The organism is Plantibacter sp. MDV22-iso1, from assembly GCF_058408345.1.
In genome coordinates this window covers 1,553,973-1,572,511 of record NZ_JBZVDY010000001.1, presented here as the reverse complement: position 1 = coordinate 1,572,511, position 18,539 = coordinate 1,553,973, and the positions used below count along the sequence as shown (strand labels likewise).

Here is an 18,539-nt window from a genome sequence, read left to right as displayed (position 1 = left end):
GTGTCGGTGTCGGTGTCGGTGTCGGCGTCAGCCCTGGCCGGTTGCCGGACGGAGCCTGGCGAGGTTCGGGAGCGGAGACCAGGCGCCCAGGCGCGGGTAGTCGATCGTCACGCCGGCGACGCCCAACTCACCGAAGGAGAGCACCCAGTCGATCGCGCCCGGCATCGGGATCGCCAGCAGCGACACCGTGGCATCGGACGGGACCAGGCCGTTCGCGTAGGCGGCCTCCTGCGCCCGCGTCCCGCTGCTGTAGATGCAGAGCAGGTTGCCGGGCTCCGCGGCGATCGCATAGGGCCGCGGGTCGTCCTCCGGACCGCGGTTGATGAAGACCCACCGGTCGAGCGTGGCCACTGCCCGCCAGAGCCGGATCTGAGCGTCGATGTCATCCGGCGCCGCCCGGCAGGCCTCGTTCAGTGCGTCGAGCTCGGCCAGTACCTCGGGAGCGGGTTCGAGGGTGCGGCCCTGGTTCGGCTGCTCTGGGACGTCGGTCTGCTCATCGACCGGGCTGCCATCGTTCGGGCTGCCGTCGCGGCGGAACGGGTTCTTCATGGTCACTTCCTCGTGGCTCGGGATCCGGGTTCGGGGACGCGACCAACGCTATCGCAGTGGTCCGACGGGAAGCCGGAGGTTCAGAACGCACTCCCGAAGGCGAGGGCTTCCGCCGCTGCCTGCGCCGGCGAGCCGAAGAACGCCGGTCCGTGTCCGGGCAACACGACGGAGGCCGGAAGTCCGGCCAGCGTGGTCAACGACTGGCGGGCGCGCTGCAGGTCGCCGTGGAACATCTCGGGGAGCAACTGCGGACCGTCGTGAGGGCTGGTGGGGTGGGCGGTGACGAGCGCGTCGCCCGCGACGAGGACACCATGCTCGACGAGGAGGAATCCGAGGTGCCCGCGCGTGTGGCCGGGGAGGGGGAGCGGGCGGACCGCGACCCCGAGGATCGCCCGGAGCTCGGGCACGTCCTCGATCGCGGTGACCGACGCCGGCGGCACGACCTCGAGTCCGCCGGCCTCGACGGCGTGGCTGACCCAGTCGGCGACCCCGGGACGCTCGAGGTGGGGTTGGACGTCGGCGAGCCCGACCTGCTCGAGCACCTCCCGGCGGACGTTGGGGATCTCGTCGCGGGACGCGAGGATGTCACACTCCGCCAACCCGGCGATGAACGTCGCGTTGCCGATGTGGTCGCTGTGTCCGTGGGTGAGCAGGATCGCCCGCACGTCCTCGACCGCGTAGCCGAGTGCGCCGAGGGTCGCGGTGACGGCTGCACCGTCGCCGGGGTAGCCGGTGTCGATGAGGACCGGCCCGAGGTCGCCCTCGACGATGATCCAGTTGACGGACGGGCCCTGCACGAGGTGCACGCGATCCGCGACCGTGGTGCTGCGGGTGGTGCCGTTCGGCACGGCGTCGAGGTGCGCGGCGTCGATCTGGGACATGGGCGTCCTTCCGATTGCGGAGACGGGGTTCGGGGGAGGGGTCGATGCCCGGGGGAGGTCAGTGCTCAGCTGGCCCGGCGACGAGCTCATGAGCGGCCGCCGCGGCGGTCGTCGTGGCTGCGGCGCCGGCGGGATCGACGGTCGCGAGGATCGGCCGGATCAGGGTGATCAGTCGCTCACTGAGATCGGCCGCGTCGTCGTCGCCCACCGTCGTGGTGACGAGTCCGAAGCAGGCGTCGAGCAGGACGTCTGCGACGCCGTCGAGGTCGGGGAGGTCGAGATCGTGCGCTGCGGCCTCCATGCGGAGGTTCGTACGCGTGTAGGCCCGCCAGTCGAACACCGTGTAGACCGGATCGTCCATCCGCGGCAGTTCGTGCAGGAGCCGGATGGCGCCCATCGCGATGGGGGATCGTTGCGCTTCCTGCGCTGAGGCGAGGATCATCGTCACCCAACGGAGCGCGCCGTAGGGCACCCCGATCCGTGCGTCCGCCGCCTGCCACCGCTCGTCCTGCTCCGCGATCACCGCGTGCGCGAGGCTCCGCTTCGAAGGGAAGAGGTGGTACCCGATGACCGACTTGGGCTTGCCCATGACGGACGCGATGCCGGAGAACGACGTCCCGGCGTAGCCGTTCCGGCCGAACTCGAGTCCGGCGGCGTCGATGATCTCGTCGCGGACCTGGTTCATCGCGTACTGGCGCAGACCGCTCACGAGCGCTCCTTCGAGGTGGAGGGCCCGGGCTCGGGCCGCTAGACGATCGTCTGAGTCAGACGCTCGTCTAGCTTAGACGATCGTCTGTGAGGAAGCTGAGGAACTCGACGACCGCCCGCGCCGACCACTCAGCCCGGGAGCGGCTCGATGAGGTGCGGGCCCGTGTTACGGACGTTGTTCACGTCGCGTGTGACCTCGTAGTGGGTGAGATCGTGGGCGACCGCGAAGGACTCGCGGTCGAGTAGCTGCAACAGCTGGTCGGTGTCGAGGTGGTCGCCGAGCCAGTCGTCGTAGCCGTCGGGGGTCAGGCAGGCCGGCATCCGGTCGTGGACCTCGCCCGGTGAGACGTGCGCGTCCCGCGTGATGATCGCCATCGACAACCGCCATTTGTCGGGGTCGTCCTCCGCCTTGGCCGGGTCGGGCCAAGCGCTGATGATGCCCGCCATCGCGAGCTCGGCGTCGGGGTCGTGGATGAAGTGGGGCTGCTTGCCCGTCTCGGTGACCACCCACTCGTAGTAACCGGTCGCCGGGACGATGCACCGTGCCGATGCGAAGGCCTTGCGGAACATCGAGGCGGTCGCGACCGTCTCCATCCGCGCGTTGATGGGTTGCGGGCGCTGCTTCGCGAAGTCCTTGGCCCAGCCGGGGACGAAACCCCAACGGGCGCTGGTCGCGGTCCGCTCCTCGTGCCGGGTGCGGACCACCGTCACCTCGGTGGTGGGCGCGACGTTGTAGTCGGGCGCGGGCGCTTCGAACTCGGCCACGAGGTCCGCGAGCAGGGTGGACGTGGAATCGGTGACGACGAAGCGACCGCACATGGGCTCAGCTTAGGAGCGGGGAACCGTGAGGTCGAGGCCTGAACCGGGCCTCGTGACGGGGTCAGGCCCGACGCCTCGGCCGTCGTCCGAGGAGCAGCCACGCCCCGGCCCCGGCGAGCGATCCTGCGAGACCGACGGTCGCGAGCAGCGCCGTCCCCGAGAGCCCGGTCGGTGGGAGGACGTCGATCGCCGCCCCGGACACGGTGGTGGGCCCCGGAGGGGTCGGGAGTGAGACGGCCTGCAGGCTCGCGCCGACGTCGATCAGGCCCGCGCCGACCGAACGCTCGGTCGGGATGGAGGGGTCCCAGGGGATGGTGATGGTGTCGAGACGCGCATGGTCGGTGAGGGCTGCGCGCACCTGGCCCGGCGTCAGATCCGGCCTGAGCTGACGGACGAGCGCTGCCGCAGCAGCGACGGTGGGGGCCGCGGCCGAGGTTCCCCGGAAGTTGCCGGAGCCGGTGAGGACGGTCGTCGAGACGGGGAGATCGTCGACACCGGCTGCGGTCGGACCGGGGACGACGACGGGTGTCGGGACGCCGAAGAGGATGGTCGACGGCCCGAGGGAGGAGTAGGTCTCCAGGGTGGAGTCCGCCGCGTCGACGGCTGCGACGCTGAACACCTCGGGAGTCGCCTGGTGGCCGAAGAGGGCTGCGCCGACGATGTCCGTCGCCGTCGACCGGAAGTACTCCTGCGCGATCAGCTCCGGCCGGCCGGGGAACGGGGTCCAGGTGAGGGCGAGGGGAGGGGTCGCCGCGGTGGCCGTCAGGTGCCGGACGACACTGACCTGCACCTCGGACTGTTCGGTGTCCGACAGGTTCTGCAGCGGTGCGGTGCCCGTGGCGAGCTGCGGGTCCGCCGCCGGGAACGGGATCGTCCGGTCCTCCACCGACAGGACGTACTCGAATTCCGTGGACACCCCGCCGTCGGGCTCGCCCCAATCGAGCGAGCCGACCATGATCGAACCGGCCTGCAGCGTGACCCCCATGGCCGAGTCGACCGCGTCACCGGGGTCGAAGTCGAGGCAGTCGACGGAACCGGCGTCGAACAGCTCGGAGACGTTCCCCGGGCAATCGGTGGGGCGGTAGCGGTCGGTCGCCCAGGACCCGATCGGAGACCCGGCGCTCGGGAAACCGGGTGCGCCCGGCACGGCGAAGTTCCCGGCCGCGGTGACGACGAACACACCGGCGTCGACCGCCCGACGGATGGCCGCCTCGCCGGGACCGGTCCGGTAGCGACGGTCCTCGCCGCCTTGCACGTCGTCGACGATGACCGAGGCGCCATTGGCGACGAGCAGGTCCACGGCGGCAGGGTACCCGGCGCTGTCGGACGCGAAGAGGATCTCTGCCCCGGGGGCTATCCCGTGCACGAGCTGAGCCATCGCCCGTCCTTCGTCGTCCTGGCCGACCGGCGGGTCGTTCAGGATGGAGACCGGCGTCCCGAAGCCGCAGGGATTCCCCGGCCCGGGGAGGAGTCCTGCGGCGACGTCGGCTGCGACGGCCTCCGCTCCGGCGTTTCCGAAGGATCCGGAGATGATCCCGACCCGGACCCCCGAACCGTCCACGCCGAACGCCGTCCGTGCGTCTCCGGCATGCAGGAGTTCGACGGCGGGTGCCGGGAGCGAACGGCAGGCAGCCGCGGTCGTGGCGGGGACGGCCGATACCGGGAGGGTGCCGGCGCCGACGGCACCGCAGGCGAGGACGACCGCCAGCACACCGGACACGCTGCCGCGAAGCACACCCATCGTCACTCCTCATCGCGACGGCCGCCCCCACGGCGGCCGGCCTGAGGAGATCGTGACAGAGGATCTCCTCAGGCCGGCGGTTCTTGCGGAAAACGGATCACCGGTGCCGCGAGCAGGGCCGTCGTGGACTACCGCTCGACGCCGGCCCGCGCGTCACGGCGGGTCTTCGCGAGCGAGGCGACCGTCGCCACGGTGATGGTCGCGGCGATGAAGAGCAGCGAGAACCAGATCGGGATGTCGGGGATCCAGTCGATGTGCTGACCGCCGTTGATGAACGGCAGCTCATTGACGTGGAGGGCGTGGAACACGAGCTTCACGCCGATGAAGGCGAGGATGACGGCGAGGCCCTGGGCGAGGTAGACGAGGCGTTCCAGCAGACCACCGATGAGGAAGAACAGCTGGCGGAGACCCATCAGGGCGAAGGCGTTGGCGGTGAACACGATGTACGCCTGCTCGGTGAGGCCGTAGATCGCGGGGATCGAGTCGACCGCGAACACGAGGTCGACGAACCCGATCGCGACGATCGTCAGCAGCATCGGCGTGAAGAAGCGCTTGCCGTCGATCTTCACCGAGAGTCGGTCGCCGTGGTAGGTGTCGGTGATCGGGAGGATGCGGCGGGCGAATCCGACGACCTTGCCGTTGGCCGGGTCGCTCTCGTGGCTACCGAACGCCTGGCGGTACGCGAGGAAGAGCAGCAGCGCGCCCATCAGGTAGAAGATCCACGAGTAGTTGTCGATGAGTGCGGCGCCGACGGCGATGAACGCGCCGCGCATGATGAGGGCGATGATGATGCCGATCATCAGCACCTTCTGCTGGTACGCCTTCGGCACGGCGAACCCGGCCATCACGATGAGGAAGACGAACAGGTTGTCGATCGACAGCGCCTTCTCGGTCAGGTACCCGGCGAAGTACTCGCCGCCGTACGTCCAGCCGGAGACGAGGCCGATGCCGACGCCGAACAGCAGGGCGAGGCTGACGTAGAAGATCGACCAGCGTGCCGACTCGGCGATGGTCGGTTCGTGGGGCTTCCGCACGTGCGCGAAGAACTCGTAGACGAAGAAGAGGATCGTGACACCGATGGTGATGATCCAGATCAGCGGGGTGACGGCCATGGTGGCTCCAGGGGCTCGAGGACGGGACTCCGACGCGATGGTCGGAACACGGTCTTCTCCACTCCCGATGAGAGCCGACACCCCGGGACCCGATGGCGGATCCGTACTGACGAGCATGTCGCGAAGGAGTACTCCCCCTGCTCCGACAAGTGTAGGTCAGGGGTGGGAGGGGTGCCTGGGAATTCGCCCTTCGACAGGCTCAGGGACCGGGGTGGGTGGCTCAGGGACCGGGTGGGGCTCAGTGGCCGGAGACGCTCAGGGGACGTCGACGCTGCGCCTCGCCAAGCGCTCGGCGTTCGCCGTCGCCGTGGAGTCGCGCAGGATCAGCTCCGGTACCGAGGGCGGCACCGCTCCCGGGGGTTCTCCATTGACGTGGTCGAGCAGGGTCGCGAGCAGGGCTCGGCCGACCTGTTCGAAGTCCTGCCGCACGGTGGTGAGCGGTGGCGACAGGTGCTCCGCCTCGGGGATGTCGTCGAACCCCACGACGCTGAAGTCGAGCGGGACCCGGAGGCCGCGCTCCGTGAGGGCGTGCATGAGGCCGAGCGCCATTTGGTCGTTGGCGGCGAACACCGCGGTGACCTCGTCGTCCAGCTGACGCCCGAGGGAGTATCCGGACGTCGGCGTCCAGTCGCCGGTCCCGACGACCTGCGCGACGAGACCCGCTGAAGCGAGTTCGTCCCGCCAACCACGCTCACGCTCGCGGGCGTCGATCGCGTCCGGTGGTCCGCCGAGGTGCCCGATGCGCCGGTGGCCGAGCGCGATGAGGTGGGCGGTCGCCGCACGCGCGCCGGCGTACTGGTCGACGCCGACGGTCACCATGCCCGCGCGTGGCGTTGCGTGCAGGGCGACGAGCGGCACGCTGAGTTCCATCCCCGCCACGATGTCGGTGACCCCTTCGCGCGCGCTGATGACGGCGATGCCCTCGACGTTCTGGCGCAGGAACCCCTCGACCGCTGCGCGCGCGGAACCCGGGTCGCTGTCCACCATGTTCGCGGTGAAGACCGACCAGCGTGCGTCGCGGGCCGCCGCGTTGAAGTGCAGGACCGAGGACGAGGGCCCGAACTCGGTGCCGCCGGTGGCGATGAGGCCGATGGTCCGGGATCGCTTCGTGACGAGCGTCCGGGCGGCGGGGGAGGGGACGTAGCGCAGCTGCTTGATCGCTTCGTCGACCCGCGCCTTCGTCGCCGGCCGCACGTTCGGGAGGTCGTTGAGCACCCGTGACACGGTCTGGTGCGAGACCCCCGCGAGCCGCGCGACGTCGAAGATCGTCGCATGACGGGACGGCTCAGCCACGCGGTCCCCTCTCGTCGTCGGCGGTCGTGCTCGGTTCCGGCGGGGCCTCGTCCGGCCCCTCCGAGATCGCGGCCAGCAGCTTCGAGACGGTGAGGTCGTAGTTCGGGAGGTCGGCGACCTTCCGTCGGTCGCGCAGCACGGCGATCCGGTGGCTGATGCGCAGGACCTCCTCGAGTTCGGCTGAGATGAACACGACCGACAGACCGTTCTCGGCGAGCCGGGTCACGAGCTTCTGGATCTCGGCCTTGGCGCCGATGTCGATGCCTCGGGTCGGTTCATCGAGCACGAGCAACCGAGGAGCGAGCGCGAGCCACCTCGCCAAGAGTACCTTCTGCTGGTTCCCTCCTGAGAGCTCCTTCATGAGCGCATCGGGATTCGCCGGCTTGATGCCCATCGCCTGGATGTAGCTCTCGGCCAGTTCGTTCTGCCGACGCAGCGGGATCCGTCTGAACCACCCGAGGTCCGCCTGGAGGGCCAGCGCGATGTTGTCGCGCAGGCTGAGGTCGCCGATGATCCCCTCGGTGCGACGGTTCTCCGACGCGTAGACGATCCGTTGTTTGAGGGCGCGGCGCGGGGATCCGAGGCGGGTGGCCCTCCCGGCCACCTCCACCGAGCCGGTGTCGGCCCGGTCGACGCCGGTCAGGAGTCTGGCGAGCTCCGTCCGTCCTGAGCCGAGCAGTCCGGCGATGCCGACGATCTCGCCCTCGTAGACCTTCAGGTCGATCGGTTCGATCGCACCCTGGCGCCCGAGCCCGATGGCCGAGACGAACGGGTCCTCACCGTCGAGGGCGTCGCCCTCATCGGAGGTGTCGAGCCCGCGTCGGATCTCGTCGAAGGTCGCGAGCTCTCTACCGATCATCTTGTGGACGAGGTCGATCCGGAGCAGTTCGTGCGGGAGGTATTCGCCGACGAGTCGGCCTTCGCGCAACACCGTGAGGCGGTCGGAGATCTCGTAGACCTGGTCGAGGAAGTGCGAGATGAACAGGATCGCGACGCCCTCGGCTTTGAGGATCGAGATGACCCGGAAGAGTTCGGTGACCTCGTCGTTGTCGAGGCTCGAGGTCGGTTCGTCGAGGACGAGCACCTTGGTGCGCACGGCGATCGCCCGGACGATCGCGACGAGCTGCTGGATCGCCGGCGGATGGGCGGAGAGCTGCGAGGCCGGGTCGATGTCGAGTCCGACGACGGCGAGCAGCTCTCGTGCGCGCTCACGCATGCGCCTCCCCGAGATCCCTCCCCAGGCATGACGTGGTTCGCGGCCCAGGAGGATGTTCTCGGCGACGGTCAGGTTGGGGAGGAGGTTGACCTCCTGGTAGACGGTGCTGATCCCGTGCGCCTGGGCGTCGGCGACGCTCGAGAACGAGACCTCGCGTCCTTCGAGGAGGATGCTTCCGCTGTCGATCCGATGGACCCCGGTCAGCGACTTGATCAGGGTCGACTTCCCCGCTCCGTTCTCGCCCATGAGGGAGTGGACCTCGCCGGGGAACAGTCGGAGGTCGACGTCGTCGAGCGCTTTGACGCCGGGGAAGCTCACGGACACACCGCGCAACTGCACGAGTGGCGTGGGCGAGGTCATCTGCAGCTCTCCGTCGAGGTGGTCGCGGCCGGGTGTCCGCTGATCACCCGACTCTAGCGCGCGCGACGGCACCGCCGGGAGGCCGCTCCGCAGGAATTGTGAGGGCTCACATTGCCTGTTGACAACCCTTCCCAGCCGTGGCTAATGTTCAGCACAACGCAGATGTGATCGCTAACAATCGCCGACCACCTGCGTCACCGCAGCACCACGCACGTCACATTCACGCCGCACCCATCGTCGGGACCGCGGGTCTCAAAGAGGAGAACAATGTTCAAGACAACACGTGTCCGCGCACTCGCGGGCCTCGCCCTGGTCGGTGCTCTCGCCTTCAGCGCGACCGCCTGCTCGAGCGGTTCCGGAAGCTCCGACGGCGACGCCGGTTCGGACGGCGAACTCACCACCATCGGCTTCGTGGCCGTCGGCCCCGAAGGCGGATGGCGCACCGCGAACGAGAAGAACATCCAGGACTCGTTCTCGAAGGAGAACGGCTTCGACCTCAAGTACGCACCGGCGACCAACGGCGACCAGAACTCGCAGATCACCGCCTTCACCTCGTTCATCGACGAGGGCGTCGACGCCATCCTGCTCTCCGCCACGGAAGCGACCGGCTGGGAGAGCGTCCTGGAGCGCGCGAAGGAGGCCGAGATCCCCGTGGTCCTGCTCGACCGCGGCATCGAGCCGAACGACACCGAGCTCTACACGAGCCGCATCGCCCCCGACAACGTCGGCATCAGCGCCTCGGCCGCCGAGTGGGCGAACGGTCAGTTCCCCGACGGCGCCAAGTACGTCGTCCTCGAAGGCCCTCCCGGCCTCTCCGTCGTCAACGACCGCAACAAGGGCTGGGACGACACCATCGACCCGAACTTCACCAAGCTCGAGTCGCAGTCGGCCAACTGGTCCACCGAAGAGGCGAAGAGCGTCTTCGAGACCATCCTCAAGGCGAACAACAACGACGTCCAGCTCGTCTTCGCACAGAACGACGAGATGGGCCTCGGCGCCGCACTCGCCGTCGAGGAGGCCGGCCTGAAGCCCGGAACCGACGTCAAGATCATCACGATCGACGGCACCAAGGCGGCGCTCGAAGCACTCGCCGCCGGACGCCTGAGCTTCGTCGCCGAGTACAACCCGCTGTTCGGTGAGACCGCGATCGACATCGTCAAGAAGGCACTCGCCGGCGACACGGTCGAATCGGACATCGTGGTGCCGAGCGTCACGTTCGACTCCCCGGACGCCGCGACGGCGGCACTGCCCGAACGCGCCTACTGATCCGACCCGGTCGCCCGGCAGCCACCCCCTCGCTGCCGGGCGACCGCCCACCCGCTTCCCGGGGACCAGACTCCCCGGCGACGACGCCGGATCGACCGGCAGAACGACCAGGCAGACATGGCAATCACCGAGCCGATCGTCGAGATGCAGCACATCTCCATCGAGTTCCCGGGCGTCAAAGCCCTGCAAGACGTGGACTTCCGCCTCTTCCCCGGCGAGGTCCACACGCTCATGGGCGAGAACGGCGCCGGCAAGTCGACGCTCATCAAGGCCCTCACCGGGGTGTACAAGATCGACTCCGGTACGATCCGGGTCGCCGGAGGCCCCCGTTCCTTCTCCGGAACGGCGGACGCGCAGAGCGCCGGCATCTCGACCGTCTATCAGGAGGTGAACCTCTGCGACAACCTCACCGTCGGCGAGAACGTGATGCTCGGCCACGAGGTCCGCGGTCCCTTCGGCATCAACTGGCGCCGCACCCACGAAGCCGCACATGAAGCGCTCGTCGGGCTCGGCCTCGGGCACATCGACCCCAAGCAGCCGCTCTCGAGCATCTCGCTCGCGCTGCAACAGCTCGTCGCGATCAGTCGGGCCATGGTCACCAAGTCGAAAGTGCTCATCCTCGACGAGCCGACCTCCAGCCTCGACGCCAACGAGGTGGAAGGACTCTTCCAGGTCATGCGCCGACTGCGCGACCAGGGCGTCGCGATCCTCTTCGTCTCCCACTTCCTCGACCAGGTCTACGCGATCAGCGACCGACTCACGGTGCTCCGCAACGGCGAGTTCGTCGGGGAGTACCGCACCGCGGACCTCAACCGCACCGAGCTCATCTCCAAGATGATCGGTAAGGACTACGGCGCGCTCGCCGCCCTCGGCTCCAACCGCGGCCGCACCGTCACGGCCGACACCCCGGCGTTCTACAGCGCCAAGGACCTCGGGCGGAAGGGCTCCATCGACCCCGTCGACATCGAGGTCCACGCCGGCGAGGTCGTCGGTCTCGCGGGGCTCCTCGGGTCGGGCCGTACCGAGCTCGGTCGGCTCATCTACGGTGCAGACCGTCCCGACTCCGGCACGGTCACGATCGACGGCGCGACCGCCGAGGTCCACACGCCCATGGCCGGCCTGTCGAAGCAGATCGCCTTCTCCACGGAGAACCGACGTGACGAAGGCATCATCGGCGACCTGACCGTACGGGAGAACCTCATCCTCGCCGTCCAGGCCCGCAGGGGCTGGGCGCGTCCGCTGTCCCGCCGCGAGCAGAACGAGCTCTGCGACAAGTACCTGCTCGAACTCAACGTCCGGCCCTCCGACCCGGAACGACCCATCAAGAACCTCTCCGGCGGCAACCAGCAGAAGGTGCTCCTCGGCCGATGGTTGGCGACGAAGCCCCAGCTCATCGTGCTCGACGAGCCGACCCGTGGCATCGACGTCGGCGCCAAGGCCGAGATCCAGGAGGCGATCGCCGCGCTCGCCGAGGACGGGATGTCCGTCGTGTTCATCTCCTCCGAGCTCGAGGAGGTCGTGCGGTTGAGTGAGCGGATCGTCGTACTGAAGGACCACCGTAAGATCGGCGAGATCGTCAACGGACCCGAGGTCACCGCAGACACCATCGTCGACCTGATCGCCACCGAAGGGAGCGCCACGTGAGCGCCACCAGTCAGGGGCCGGCCCGTTCCGGTTCCTCCGCACGCGGCGGCCAGGGCTCGGCCCGCGGCGTCGTCAGCACCATCGTCCACCAGCCCTACATCTGGGCGATCGTGACCCTGCTGCTCCTGCTCGTCATCAACCTCGTCAAGGACCCCGGCTACCTCGGCGTCTCCGTCAACGGCACGACCGGCAACCTGTCGGGCAACCCGATCGACATCCTGCGAGCGAGCGCCCCGATCATGATGATCGCGGTCGGAATGACGCTCGTGATCGCCACCCGCGGCATCGACCTCTCGGTCGGTTCCGTCATGGCCGTCTCCGGCGCCGTGTCGATGGAGTTCATGAGCAACCAGAGCGGCGGCGACGCGGGTTCGGCCATCGTCGCAGCGCTGCTCGCGCTCGCCGTGAGCGCCTTCCTCGGCACGGTCAACGGGGTGCTCGTCTCGATCGTCGGCCTGCAGCCGTTCATCACCACGCTGATCACGATGCTCGCCGGTCGAGGCCTCGCGAAGGTCATCACCTCGGGGCAGAACACCTCCGCCACGAACGAGCCCTTCCGCTGGCTCGCGAACGGCACCGTGTTCGGATTCCCCGTCGTCTTCATCATCGCCGGTGTCATCGTCGCGATCGTCGCGTTCCTCGTCCGGCGCACCGCGCTCGGCCTGATGATCGAGTCCATCGGCATCAACCCGCGCGCCGCCCGGATGGCGGGTATCCGCCCCATCGGCATCCTCATCGCCGTCTACATCGTGAGCGCCGTCCTCGCGGGTGTCGCCGGGATCTTCAGCACCGCCAGCGTCATGACGGTCGAGGTGGCGAAGACCGGGTTGAACGCGGAGATGGACGCCATCCTCGCGGTCGTCATCGGCGGCACTTCGCTCGCCGGCGGCAAGTTCTCGCTCACCGGCAGCGTGATCGGCGCGCTCCTCATCGCGACCCTCGACAAGACGATCGTGTTCCTCTCCATCCCCTCCTCGGCGACGCCGGCGTTCAAGGCCGTCGTGATCGTGATCATCTGCCTCCTCCAGTCACAGCGCGTGAGAGCCCTGTTCGCCCGGCGGAAGTCCCGGACGACGCCCACGGCGTCGGTCCCCACGCGAAAGGAAACGGTGTCAGCATGAGCACCCTCACCGACCGACCGACGCCCGACGCTCCGGTGCTCCCACGGCGCTCGCTGCTGTCCCGGCTGACGCCCAACCTCGAGACCCTGCCCACCCTGGCGGCCGTCGTCATCTTCATCGGCATGGTCGTCTACGGCGAGATCGCCTACGGACGCATCGTCCAGGCCAGCACGATCTCGAACCTGCTCATCAACAACGCGTACCTGATCATCCTCGCCGTCGGACTCACCTTCGTGATCCTCACGGGCGGCGTGGACCTCTCCGTCGGTGCGATCATCGCCATCAGCAGTCTGATCGGGGTGATGCTCGCGAACTCGGGCTGGAACCCGATCGCGGTCATGGTGATCATGATCCTGATCGGCTCCGCGTTCGGCGTGTTCTCGGGCGTGCTCGTGCAGTACTTCAACGTGCAACCGTTCATCGCCACCCTCGCGATGATGTTCCTCGGGCGCGGTCTCGCCTCGATGCTCAGCACCACGCCGGAGCGTCTCGCCGACGACTCGCCGATCCGTTCGCTCTCCACCGAGTGGAAGGTGATCGACGGCCCGAAGATCAACGACCTCATCACCACCCCGAACGTCCTGATCGCCCTGCTCGTCGTCGCCGCGGCGTTCGTGGTGCTCCACAAGACCCGCCTCGGCCGGACCGTCTACGCGATCGGCGGCTCGGAGCAGTCTGCGCTCCTCATGGGGCTGCCCGTCGTCCGCACGAAGCTCATGGTCTACGTGATCAGTGGCACGTTGGCCGGTCTCGCGGCCGTCATCTACACCTCGAAGCTCGGCATCGCTCAGAACATCACGGGCGTCGGCTGGGAGCTCGACGCCATCGCAGCGGTCATCATCGGCGGCACGCTCCTGACCGGAGGCGCAGGCTTCGTCCTCGGCTCCGTCGTCGGCGCGCTCGTCCTCGGCCTCATGAACGTGCTCATCACCCGCGACGGCAGCATCCCGCCGGAGGCGACCACCATCATCACCGGCGGCATCCTGCTCGTCTTCGTCCTCCTCCAGCGACTCGTGGTCTCGCGCAAACGCAAGACCTGACGCCTGCACACCCCCACCGCACCACCCGTTCCATCCCGCTCGACAACGACGCCGAACCAGGAGAACCAACCCCCATGAGACAACTGCGCCTCAAAACGGTCGTCGCGACCTCCATCGCGGCCCTGATCCTGCCGCTCGTCGGTGCCTCCGGCGCCGCCGCAGCGGTGTCGCCGGGGACCGCCCCGACAGCGACCTCCCAGTCCAACTTCCGAGCCGCCCCCACGGCGCAGGAGGACCTGGACGCCGCCGCGGCGGCGCTCTCGATCGCGAACGTCGACGACGTGCGCGGGAATCTGACCCTGCCGGGAGCACCCGAGGGGATCGACATCGCCTGGGCGTCATCGGACCCCGCCGTGATCGCCACCGACGGTGTCGTGACACGGCCCGCCACGGACACCACCGTCACCCTGACCGCCACGCTCAGTCAGGGCGAGGCGACCGCGACGCGCGAGTTCACCGCGACCGTCCGCGCCGCGATCGCGACCCCCGACTACGAGGGCTACGCCTTCGCCTACTTCACCGGCAACTCGCTCGCCGGCGAGAACATCTACTTCGCCGCCAGCGAGGGCAACAACGCGCTCGACTGGAACGAACTCAACGCCGGACGCCCGGTCCTCACCTCGGACGAGGGTACGAAGGGGCTGCGCGACCCGTTCCTCATCCGCTCTCCCGAGGGCGACACCTTCTACCTCATCGCCACCGACCTCTCGATCGGCAGCGGCACGTCCTGGGGAGACTCCGTCCGCACGGGCAGCCACTACCTCGAGGTGTGGGAGTCCCACGACCTCGTGACCTGGTCCGATCAGCGGCACATCGAGGTCGCACCGGAGAACGCGGGCAACACCTGGGCACCCGAGGCGTACTACGACGACACCATCGGCGCGTACGTGGTCTTCTGGGCTTCGTCGCTCTACGGCGCCGACGACCCGGACCACACCGGGAACAGCTACCACCGCATGATGTACGCGACCACCCGCGACTTCACGACGTTCAGCGAGCCGCAGGTCTGGCAGGACCAGGGCGTCTCGCGGATCGACTCCACGGTGATCAAGTCGAGCGACACCTACTACCGCTTCACCAAGGACGAGGGTGCCGGTGGCACCGGGTGCGCCGACATCATCCAGGAGTCCTCGACGGACCTGCGGGCCACGCTCGAGTCCTGGACGGTGCTCGACACCTGCATCGGTCGCGACGCCGGCACCAGCGCGGTCGAAGGGCCGACGGCGTTCGCCGCCAACCCGGGCGACGTCAACGGTGACAAGTTCTACCTCTTCGTCGACGAGTACGGCGGACGCGGCTACATCCCGCTCGAGACCGAGGACATCGCGAACCCGGACTGGCAGGTCGCGAAGGACTACGACCTGCCCGCGAGCCCGCGCCACGGCACGGTGCTCCCGGTGACGGCCGCAGAGCTGCAACTGCTCGAGGACAGCCTCGGCGGAGCACCCGAGCCGGTGCCCGCGAACGAGGACGGTGAGATCGTCCGCTACGACTTCGCCGGCTCCGCAGGCTCGACGCTCAGCGACGTGTCCGGCAACGGCCTCGACGCGACGGTCGAAGGCGGTGCGACCTTCTCCGACGGTGCGCTGCAGCTCGACGGTGGCGACGACTACGTCAAGCTGCCCGACGACCTGCTCGCCGGGGTGACCGACGTCACGGTGGAGGCGGAGGTCTGGATCGACCCGACGCAGGCCAACCCGTACTTCATCTACGGGCTCGGCAACACCACCGGTGGCGCCGGCGACGGCTACCTGTTCAGCACCGGCAACGCGTACCGGACGAGTCTCGCGACCGGCAACTGGAGCACGGAGCAGACGGTGTCGCAGGGCAAGGACCTGACGCGCGGTCGCTGGGCGAAGCTGACGTACACGTTGCAGGGCACCACGGCAACGATCTACCTCGACGGCATCGCCGTCGGCACCGGGACCGTGACGGCGGATCCGGGCGACATCGGCGGCGGGTGGACGAGCGCCAACTACCTGGGCCGTTCGAACTACGACGCCGACAACCGGCTGAAGGGCGCGTTCCGCGAGTTCGCGATCTACAACCGCGCCCTCTCGGCGGACGAGGTGCTCGCCGGCTCCGGGAACACCGCGGCACTGACCGACATCGGCCTCGAGGAGGACGTGTTGAAGACCGCCCCGATCGTCGACGACGACCGCCACGAGGTCGTCTTCCCGGTTCAGCCCGGAACGGACCGCACCGCCTTGAGCCCGACCTTCACGACCGCGGCCGGTGTCACGGCTAGCCCCGCCTCGGGGACCGCCGTCGACCTCAGCAGCCCCGTGACCGTGACGTTGACGCCGACCTCGGGTGAGGCCGTGACGTGGACGATGCGGGCGGTCGAGATGAAGAGCCCGGTCATCCCCGGTCTCTACGCCGACCCGAACGTCTTCGTCTGGGGCGACACCTATTACATCTACGCGACCACCGACGGCTTCGCCGGTTGGGGTGGCAAGGAGTTCTACGTCTGGTCGTCGAAAAACCTCGTCGACTGGGAGCGTTCGGCGGAGCCGATCCTCACGCTCGACGGCGCGAACGGGAACGTGCCGTGGGCGACCGGCAACGCCTGGGCGCCGACGATCGGCGAGAAGGACGGCAAGTTCTTCTTCTACTTCAGTGGCCACAACCCCTCGGTCGACCGGAAGACCATCGGCGTCGCCGTCGCGGACAGTCCGGCCGGTCCGTTCACGGCTCAGCCGAACGCGATGATCCTCAACGACGAAGCGGTGACCTCGGGACAGGCGATCGACCCGGCCACGTTCACCGACCCGGAGACGGGGAAGAGCTACCTGTTCTGGGGCAACGGTTCGCCGGTGTACGCGGAGCTGTCCGACGACATGCTGTCGATCAAGGCCGACACGCTCAAGCGCATCGACGGCCTGACCGACTTCCGCGAAGGTGCCTTCGTCAACTACCGGGACGGGATCTACCACCTGACGTACTCGATCGACGACACCGGTTCGGAGAACTATCGGGTCGGGTACGCGACGGCGACGAGTGTGGACGGCCCGTGGACGTACCGCGGTGTGATCCTGCAGAAGAAACCCGAACTCGGCATCCTCGCCACCGGTCACAGCTCGATCCTCAACGTGCCGGGCACCGACGACTGGTACATCGTCTACCACCGGTTCGCCATCCCGGGTGGTGACGGCCAGCACCGCGAGACGACGATCGACCGACTGACGTTCGACCCGGAGACGGGCCTCATGAACCCGGTCGTCCCGACCCTCGAGAGCGTCGGCCCGCAGCGGATCGCGGTCCCCGGTGCCGAGGGCACGCTGACGATCGACCAGCCGTCAGTGCGGGTGGGCGAGTCGTTCTCGGTGTCCGGGTCCGGCTTCGCCGCGGGGGAGCAGGTGCGGTTCACCCTGTTCTCCACCCCGACCGACCTCGGGACCGTCGTCGCGGACGCTTCGGGTGCGTTCGTGGCGACGCTCACGGTGCCCGCTTCCGTGGTGCCGGGTGCACACACGCTGCAGGCGCTGGGTGCGGACTCGGGCATCACGGCCGAGGCGGCGCTGACCGTCCTGGCAGCGGATGCCGCGGCTCCGGGCGCCGCGGGCTCCGGTCCTGGTGCGCTCTCGACCACCGGTGTCTCGGTCGTCGGATTCGTCGGCCTGGCCGGGCTGCTCCTCGCCGCCGGTGCGTGGCTGGTCGTCCGTCGCCGACGCGTCGCGTCGTAGCCCGCGCCCGCCAGCACCGATCCCGTCCGGGGTGACCATCGTCACCTCGGGCGGGATCGCCGCCTGTCCGGTCGCGACGAACCGGGCTGATCATGCCGGCAGGACGATGACCTTGCCGGCGATCCGGCCGGCAGCGGCTTCGGCGTGGAGCGCGGGCAGTTCGGCGAGCGGGATCCGTCGCGTCACCTCGACCGTCAGCGATCCCTCGTCGACGAGCGACACGAGGGTCGACAGGCGGTCGCGGTTCGGCAGCACGAAGACCGTCGCCGCGCGGACCTGCCGTGCCTCGTCCCCGGGCGTCGGCATCCACGCGGTGGTGCTCACTACCGCACCGCCGTCGTGGACGAGCCCGACGAGCGCCTCGAACTGCTCGTGGTCGATCGGCGCGAGGTTGAGGAGGACGTCGACGGGTGCCGACACCGCACCGAGGAGGTCGGACGCCGTGTGGTCCACGACCTCGTCCGCTCCGGCGGCCCGCACCGCCGCCTCACTCCGCGGGCTGGCCGTCGCGATGACGTGCACCCCGGCGCGCTTGGCGAGTCGGATCGCGTACTTGCCGACGACCCCGCCGGCGCCGACGATCAGGACGCGCTGACCCGACTCGAGACCGCCGTCGTCGAACAGCGCCTGCCAGGCGGTCAGGGCGACCGAGGGGAGGGCGGCGGCGTCCGCGAGCGGGATGGTCGTCGGTGCTGCGACGACGGCCTCCGCCGGTGCGACGACGTACTCGGCCGCACCGCCGTCGAGCTCCATCGGGAGGAAGCCGATGACCGCGTCGCCGACGGAGAGTCCCTCGACGCCCTCACCGAGCGCGTCGATCGTGCCCGACACGTCGTACCCGGGGACGTGGGGGAGCTGGACCGGGATCGGCAGGAACCCGGCCCGCATGCCGTTGTCGGCCGCGTTGAACGCCGACGCTGCGACGCGGACGCGTACCTGTCCGAGGGCCGGAGTCGGCTGCTCGATGTCGCCGTAGTGGAGGACCTCGGGTCCGCCGACCTCGTGGAACTGGACTGCCTGCATGATGCTCTCCTTCGTTAAGTGCTTCGAATTTGAAGCAACTGGCATGACGATAACACTGCTTCGAACTCGAAGCAACACCT

14 protein-coding genes are annotated in these 18,539 nt (G+C 68.8%); 5 read left to right on the top strand and 9 right to left on the bottom strand.

What is annotated here, in order from left to right; translation table 11 throughout:
• Positions 1–27 precede the first annotated feature (27 nt).
• From AC4PMY_RS07620 to AC4PMY_RS07585, 8 genes are all read right to left on the bottom strand, one after another.
• A complete protein-coding gene (locus AC4PMY_RS07620; RefSeq protein ID WP_491622350.1) occupies positions 28–549 on the bottom strand; it encodes a hypothetical protein in 522 nt (173 codons plus the stop codon).
• A gap of 80 nt (positions 550–629) precedes the next feature.
• Positions 630–1,430, bottom strand: coding sequence for an MBL fold metallo-hydrolase (locus AC4PMY_RS07615; RefSeq protein WP_491622349.1), 801 nt, complete (start codon positions 1,428–1,430; stop codon positions 630–632).
• 58 nt (positions 1,431–1,488) lie between these two features.
• Positions 1,489–2,139 (bottom strand): TetR/AcrR family transcriptional regulator, encoded by a 651-nt coding sequence (locus AC4PMY_RS07610; protein WP_071261569.1) that lies wholly within the window; start codon positions 2,137–2,139, stop codon positions 1,489–1,491.
• A gap of 128 nt (positions 2,140–2,267) precedes the next feature.
• On the bottom strand, positions 2,268–2,957 hold the full coding sequence (locus AC4PMY_RS07605) for an SOS response-associated peptidase (RefSeq protein WP_064295975.1): 690 nt from the start codon (positions 2,955–2,957) through the stop codon (positions 2,268–2,270).
• Between the two features lie 61 nt (positions 2,958–3,018).
• Positions 3,019–4,698 (bottom strand): S8 family serine peptidase, encoded by a 1,680-nt coding sequence (locus AC4PMY_RS07600; RefSeq protein WP_491622348.1) that lies wholly within the window; start codon positions 4,696–4,698, stop codon positions 3,019–3,021.
• Between the two features lie 128 nt (positions 4,699–4,826).
• A complete protein-coding gene (locus tag AC4PMY_RS07595; protein ID WP_491622347.1) occupies positions 4,827–5,810 on the bottom strand; it encodes a TerC family protein in 984 nt (327 codons plus the stop codon).
• A 255-nt stretch (positions 5,811–6,065) separates the two neighbouring features.
• The gene (locus tag AC4PMY_RS07590; RefSeq protein ID WP_491622346.1) at positions 6,066–7,103 is read right to left on the bottom strand and encodes a LacI family DNA-binding transcriptional regulator; all 1,038 of its coding nucleotides are present in this window, start codon (positions 7,101–7,103) and stop codon (positions 6,066–6,068) included.
• Entirely contained in the window at positions 7,096–8,679 is a 1,584-nt protein-coding gene (locus AC4PMY_RS07585; RefSeq protein WP_064295088.1) for a sugar ABC transporter ATP-binding protein, read from the bottom strand. The genes AC4PMY_RS07590 and AC4PMY_RS07585 overlap by 8 nt, the downstream gene beginning before the upstream one ends.
• Before the next feature lie 267 nt (positions 8,680–8,946).
• Here AC4PMY_RS07585 and AC4PMY_RS07580 point away from each other — a divergent pair, with 267 nt between their 5' ends.
• The 5 genes from AC4PMY_RS07580 (at position 8,947) to AC4PMY_RS07560 (ending at position 17,436) form a co-directional block, all read left to right on the top strand.
• The gene (locus tag AC4PMY_RS07580) at positions 8,947–9,945 is read left to right on the top strand and encodes an ABC transporter substrate-binding protein (protein WP_079000993.1); all 999 of its coding nucleotides are present in this window, start codon (positions 8,947–8,949) and stop codon (positions 9,943–9,945) included.
• 117 nt (positions 9,946–10,062) lie between these two features.
• A complete protein-coding gene (locus AC4PMY_RS07575) occupies positions 10,063–11,589 on the top strand; it encodes a sugar ABC transporter ATP-binding protein (protein WP_491622345.1) in 1,527 nt (508 codons plus the stop codon).
• Positions 11,586–12,710, top strand: a complete 1,125-nt coding sequence (locus AC4PMY_RS07570) for an ABC transporter permease (RefSeq protein ID WP_139205435.1) — start codon at positions 11,586–11,588, stop codon at positions 12,708–12,710. The genes AC4PMY_RS07575 and AC4PMY_RS07570 overlap by 4 nt, the downstream gene beginning before the upstream one ends.
• Entirely contained in the window at positions 12,707–13,750 is a 1,044-nt protein-coding gene (locus tag AC4PMY_RS07565) for an ABC transporter permease (RefSeq protein ID WP_082916009.1), read from the top strand. Before AC4PMY_RS07570 ends, AC4PMY_RS07565 begins: the two co-directional genes overlap by 4 nt.
• A gap of 74 nt (positions 13,751–13,824) precedes the next feature.
• Complete coding sequence (locus tag AC4PMY_RS07560; RefSeq protein WP_491622344.1) at positions 13,825–17,436, top strand: family 43 glycosylhydrolase; 3,612 nt, start codon at positions 13,825–13,827, stop codon at positions 17,434–17,436.
• A gap of 90 nt (positions 17,437–17,526) precedes the next feature.
• Here AC4PMY_RS07560 and AC4PMY_RS07555 read toward each other — a convergent pair whose 3' ends face one another.
• Positions 17,527–18,459 carry an NADP-dependent oxidoreductase gene (locus AC4PMY_RS07555; RefSeq protein ID WP_491622343.1) on the bottom strand — a complete coding sequence of 311 codons (933 nt, stop codon included), beginning with the start codon at positions 18,457–18,459 and terminating at the stop codon, positions 17,527–17,529.
• Positions 18,460–18,539: the final 80 nt, after the last annotated feature.

What these genes read in the sequence shown, in the direction of transcription:
- AC4PMY_RS07580 (WP_079000993.1), top strand. Translation starts at nt 8,947, where the DNA reads ATGTTCAAGACAACACGTGTCCGCGCACTCGCGGGCCTCGCCCTGGTC.
- AC4PMY_RS07600 (WP_491622348.1), bottom strand. Translation starts at nt 4,698, where the DNA reads ATGGGTGTGCTTCGCGGCAGCGTGTCCGGTGTGCTGGCGGTCGTCCTC.
- AC4PMY_RS07555 (WP_491622343.1), bottom strand. Translation starts at nt 18,459, where the DNA reads ATGCAGGCAGTCCAGTTCCACGAGGTCGGCGGACCCGAGGTCCTCCAC.
- AC4PMY_RS07620 (WP_491622350.1), bottom strand. Translation starts at nt 549, where the DNA reads ATGAAGAACCCGTTCCGCCGCGACGGCAGCCCGAACGATGGCAGCCCG.
- AC4PMY_RS07615 (WP_491622349.1), bottom strand. Translation starts at nt 1,430, where the DNA reads ATGTCCCAGATCGACGCCGCGCACCTCGACGCCGTGCCGAACGGCACC.
- AC4PMY_RS07565 (WP_082916009.1), top strand. Translation starts at nt 12,707, where the DNA reads ATGAGCACCCTCACCGACCGACCGACGCCCGACGCTCCGGTGCTCCCA.
- AC4PMY_RS07585 (WP_064295088.1), bottom strand. Translation starts at nt 8,679, where the DNA reads ATGACCTCGCCCACGCCACTCGTGCAGTTGCGCGGTGTGTCCGTGAGC.
- AC4PMY_RS07605 (WP_064295975.1), bottom strand. Translation starts at nt 2,957, where the DNA reads ATGTGCGGTCGCTTCGTCGTCACCGATTCCACGTCCACCCTGCTCGCG.
- AC4PMY_RS07575 (WP_491622345.1), top strand. Translation starts at nt 10,063, where the DNA reads ATGGCAATCACCGAGCCGATCGTCGAGATGCAGCACATCTCCATCGAG.
- AC4PMY_RS07560 (WP_491622344.1), top strand. Translation starts at nt 13,825, where the DNA reads ATGAGACAACTGCGCCTCAAAACGGTCGTCGCGACCTCCATCGCGGCC.
- AC4PMY_RS07595 (WP_491622347.1), bottom strand. Translation starts at nt 5,810, where the DNA reads ATGGCCGTCACCCCGCTGATCTGGATCATCACCATCGGTGTCACGATC.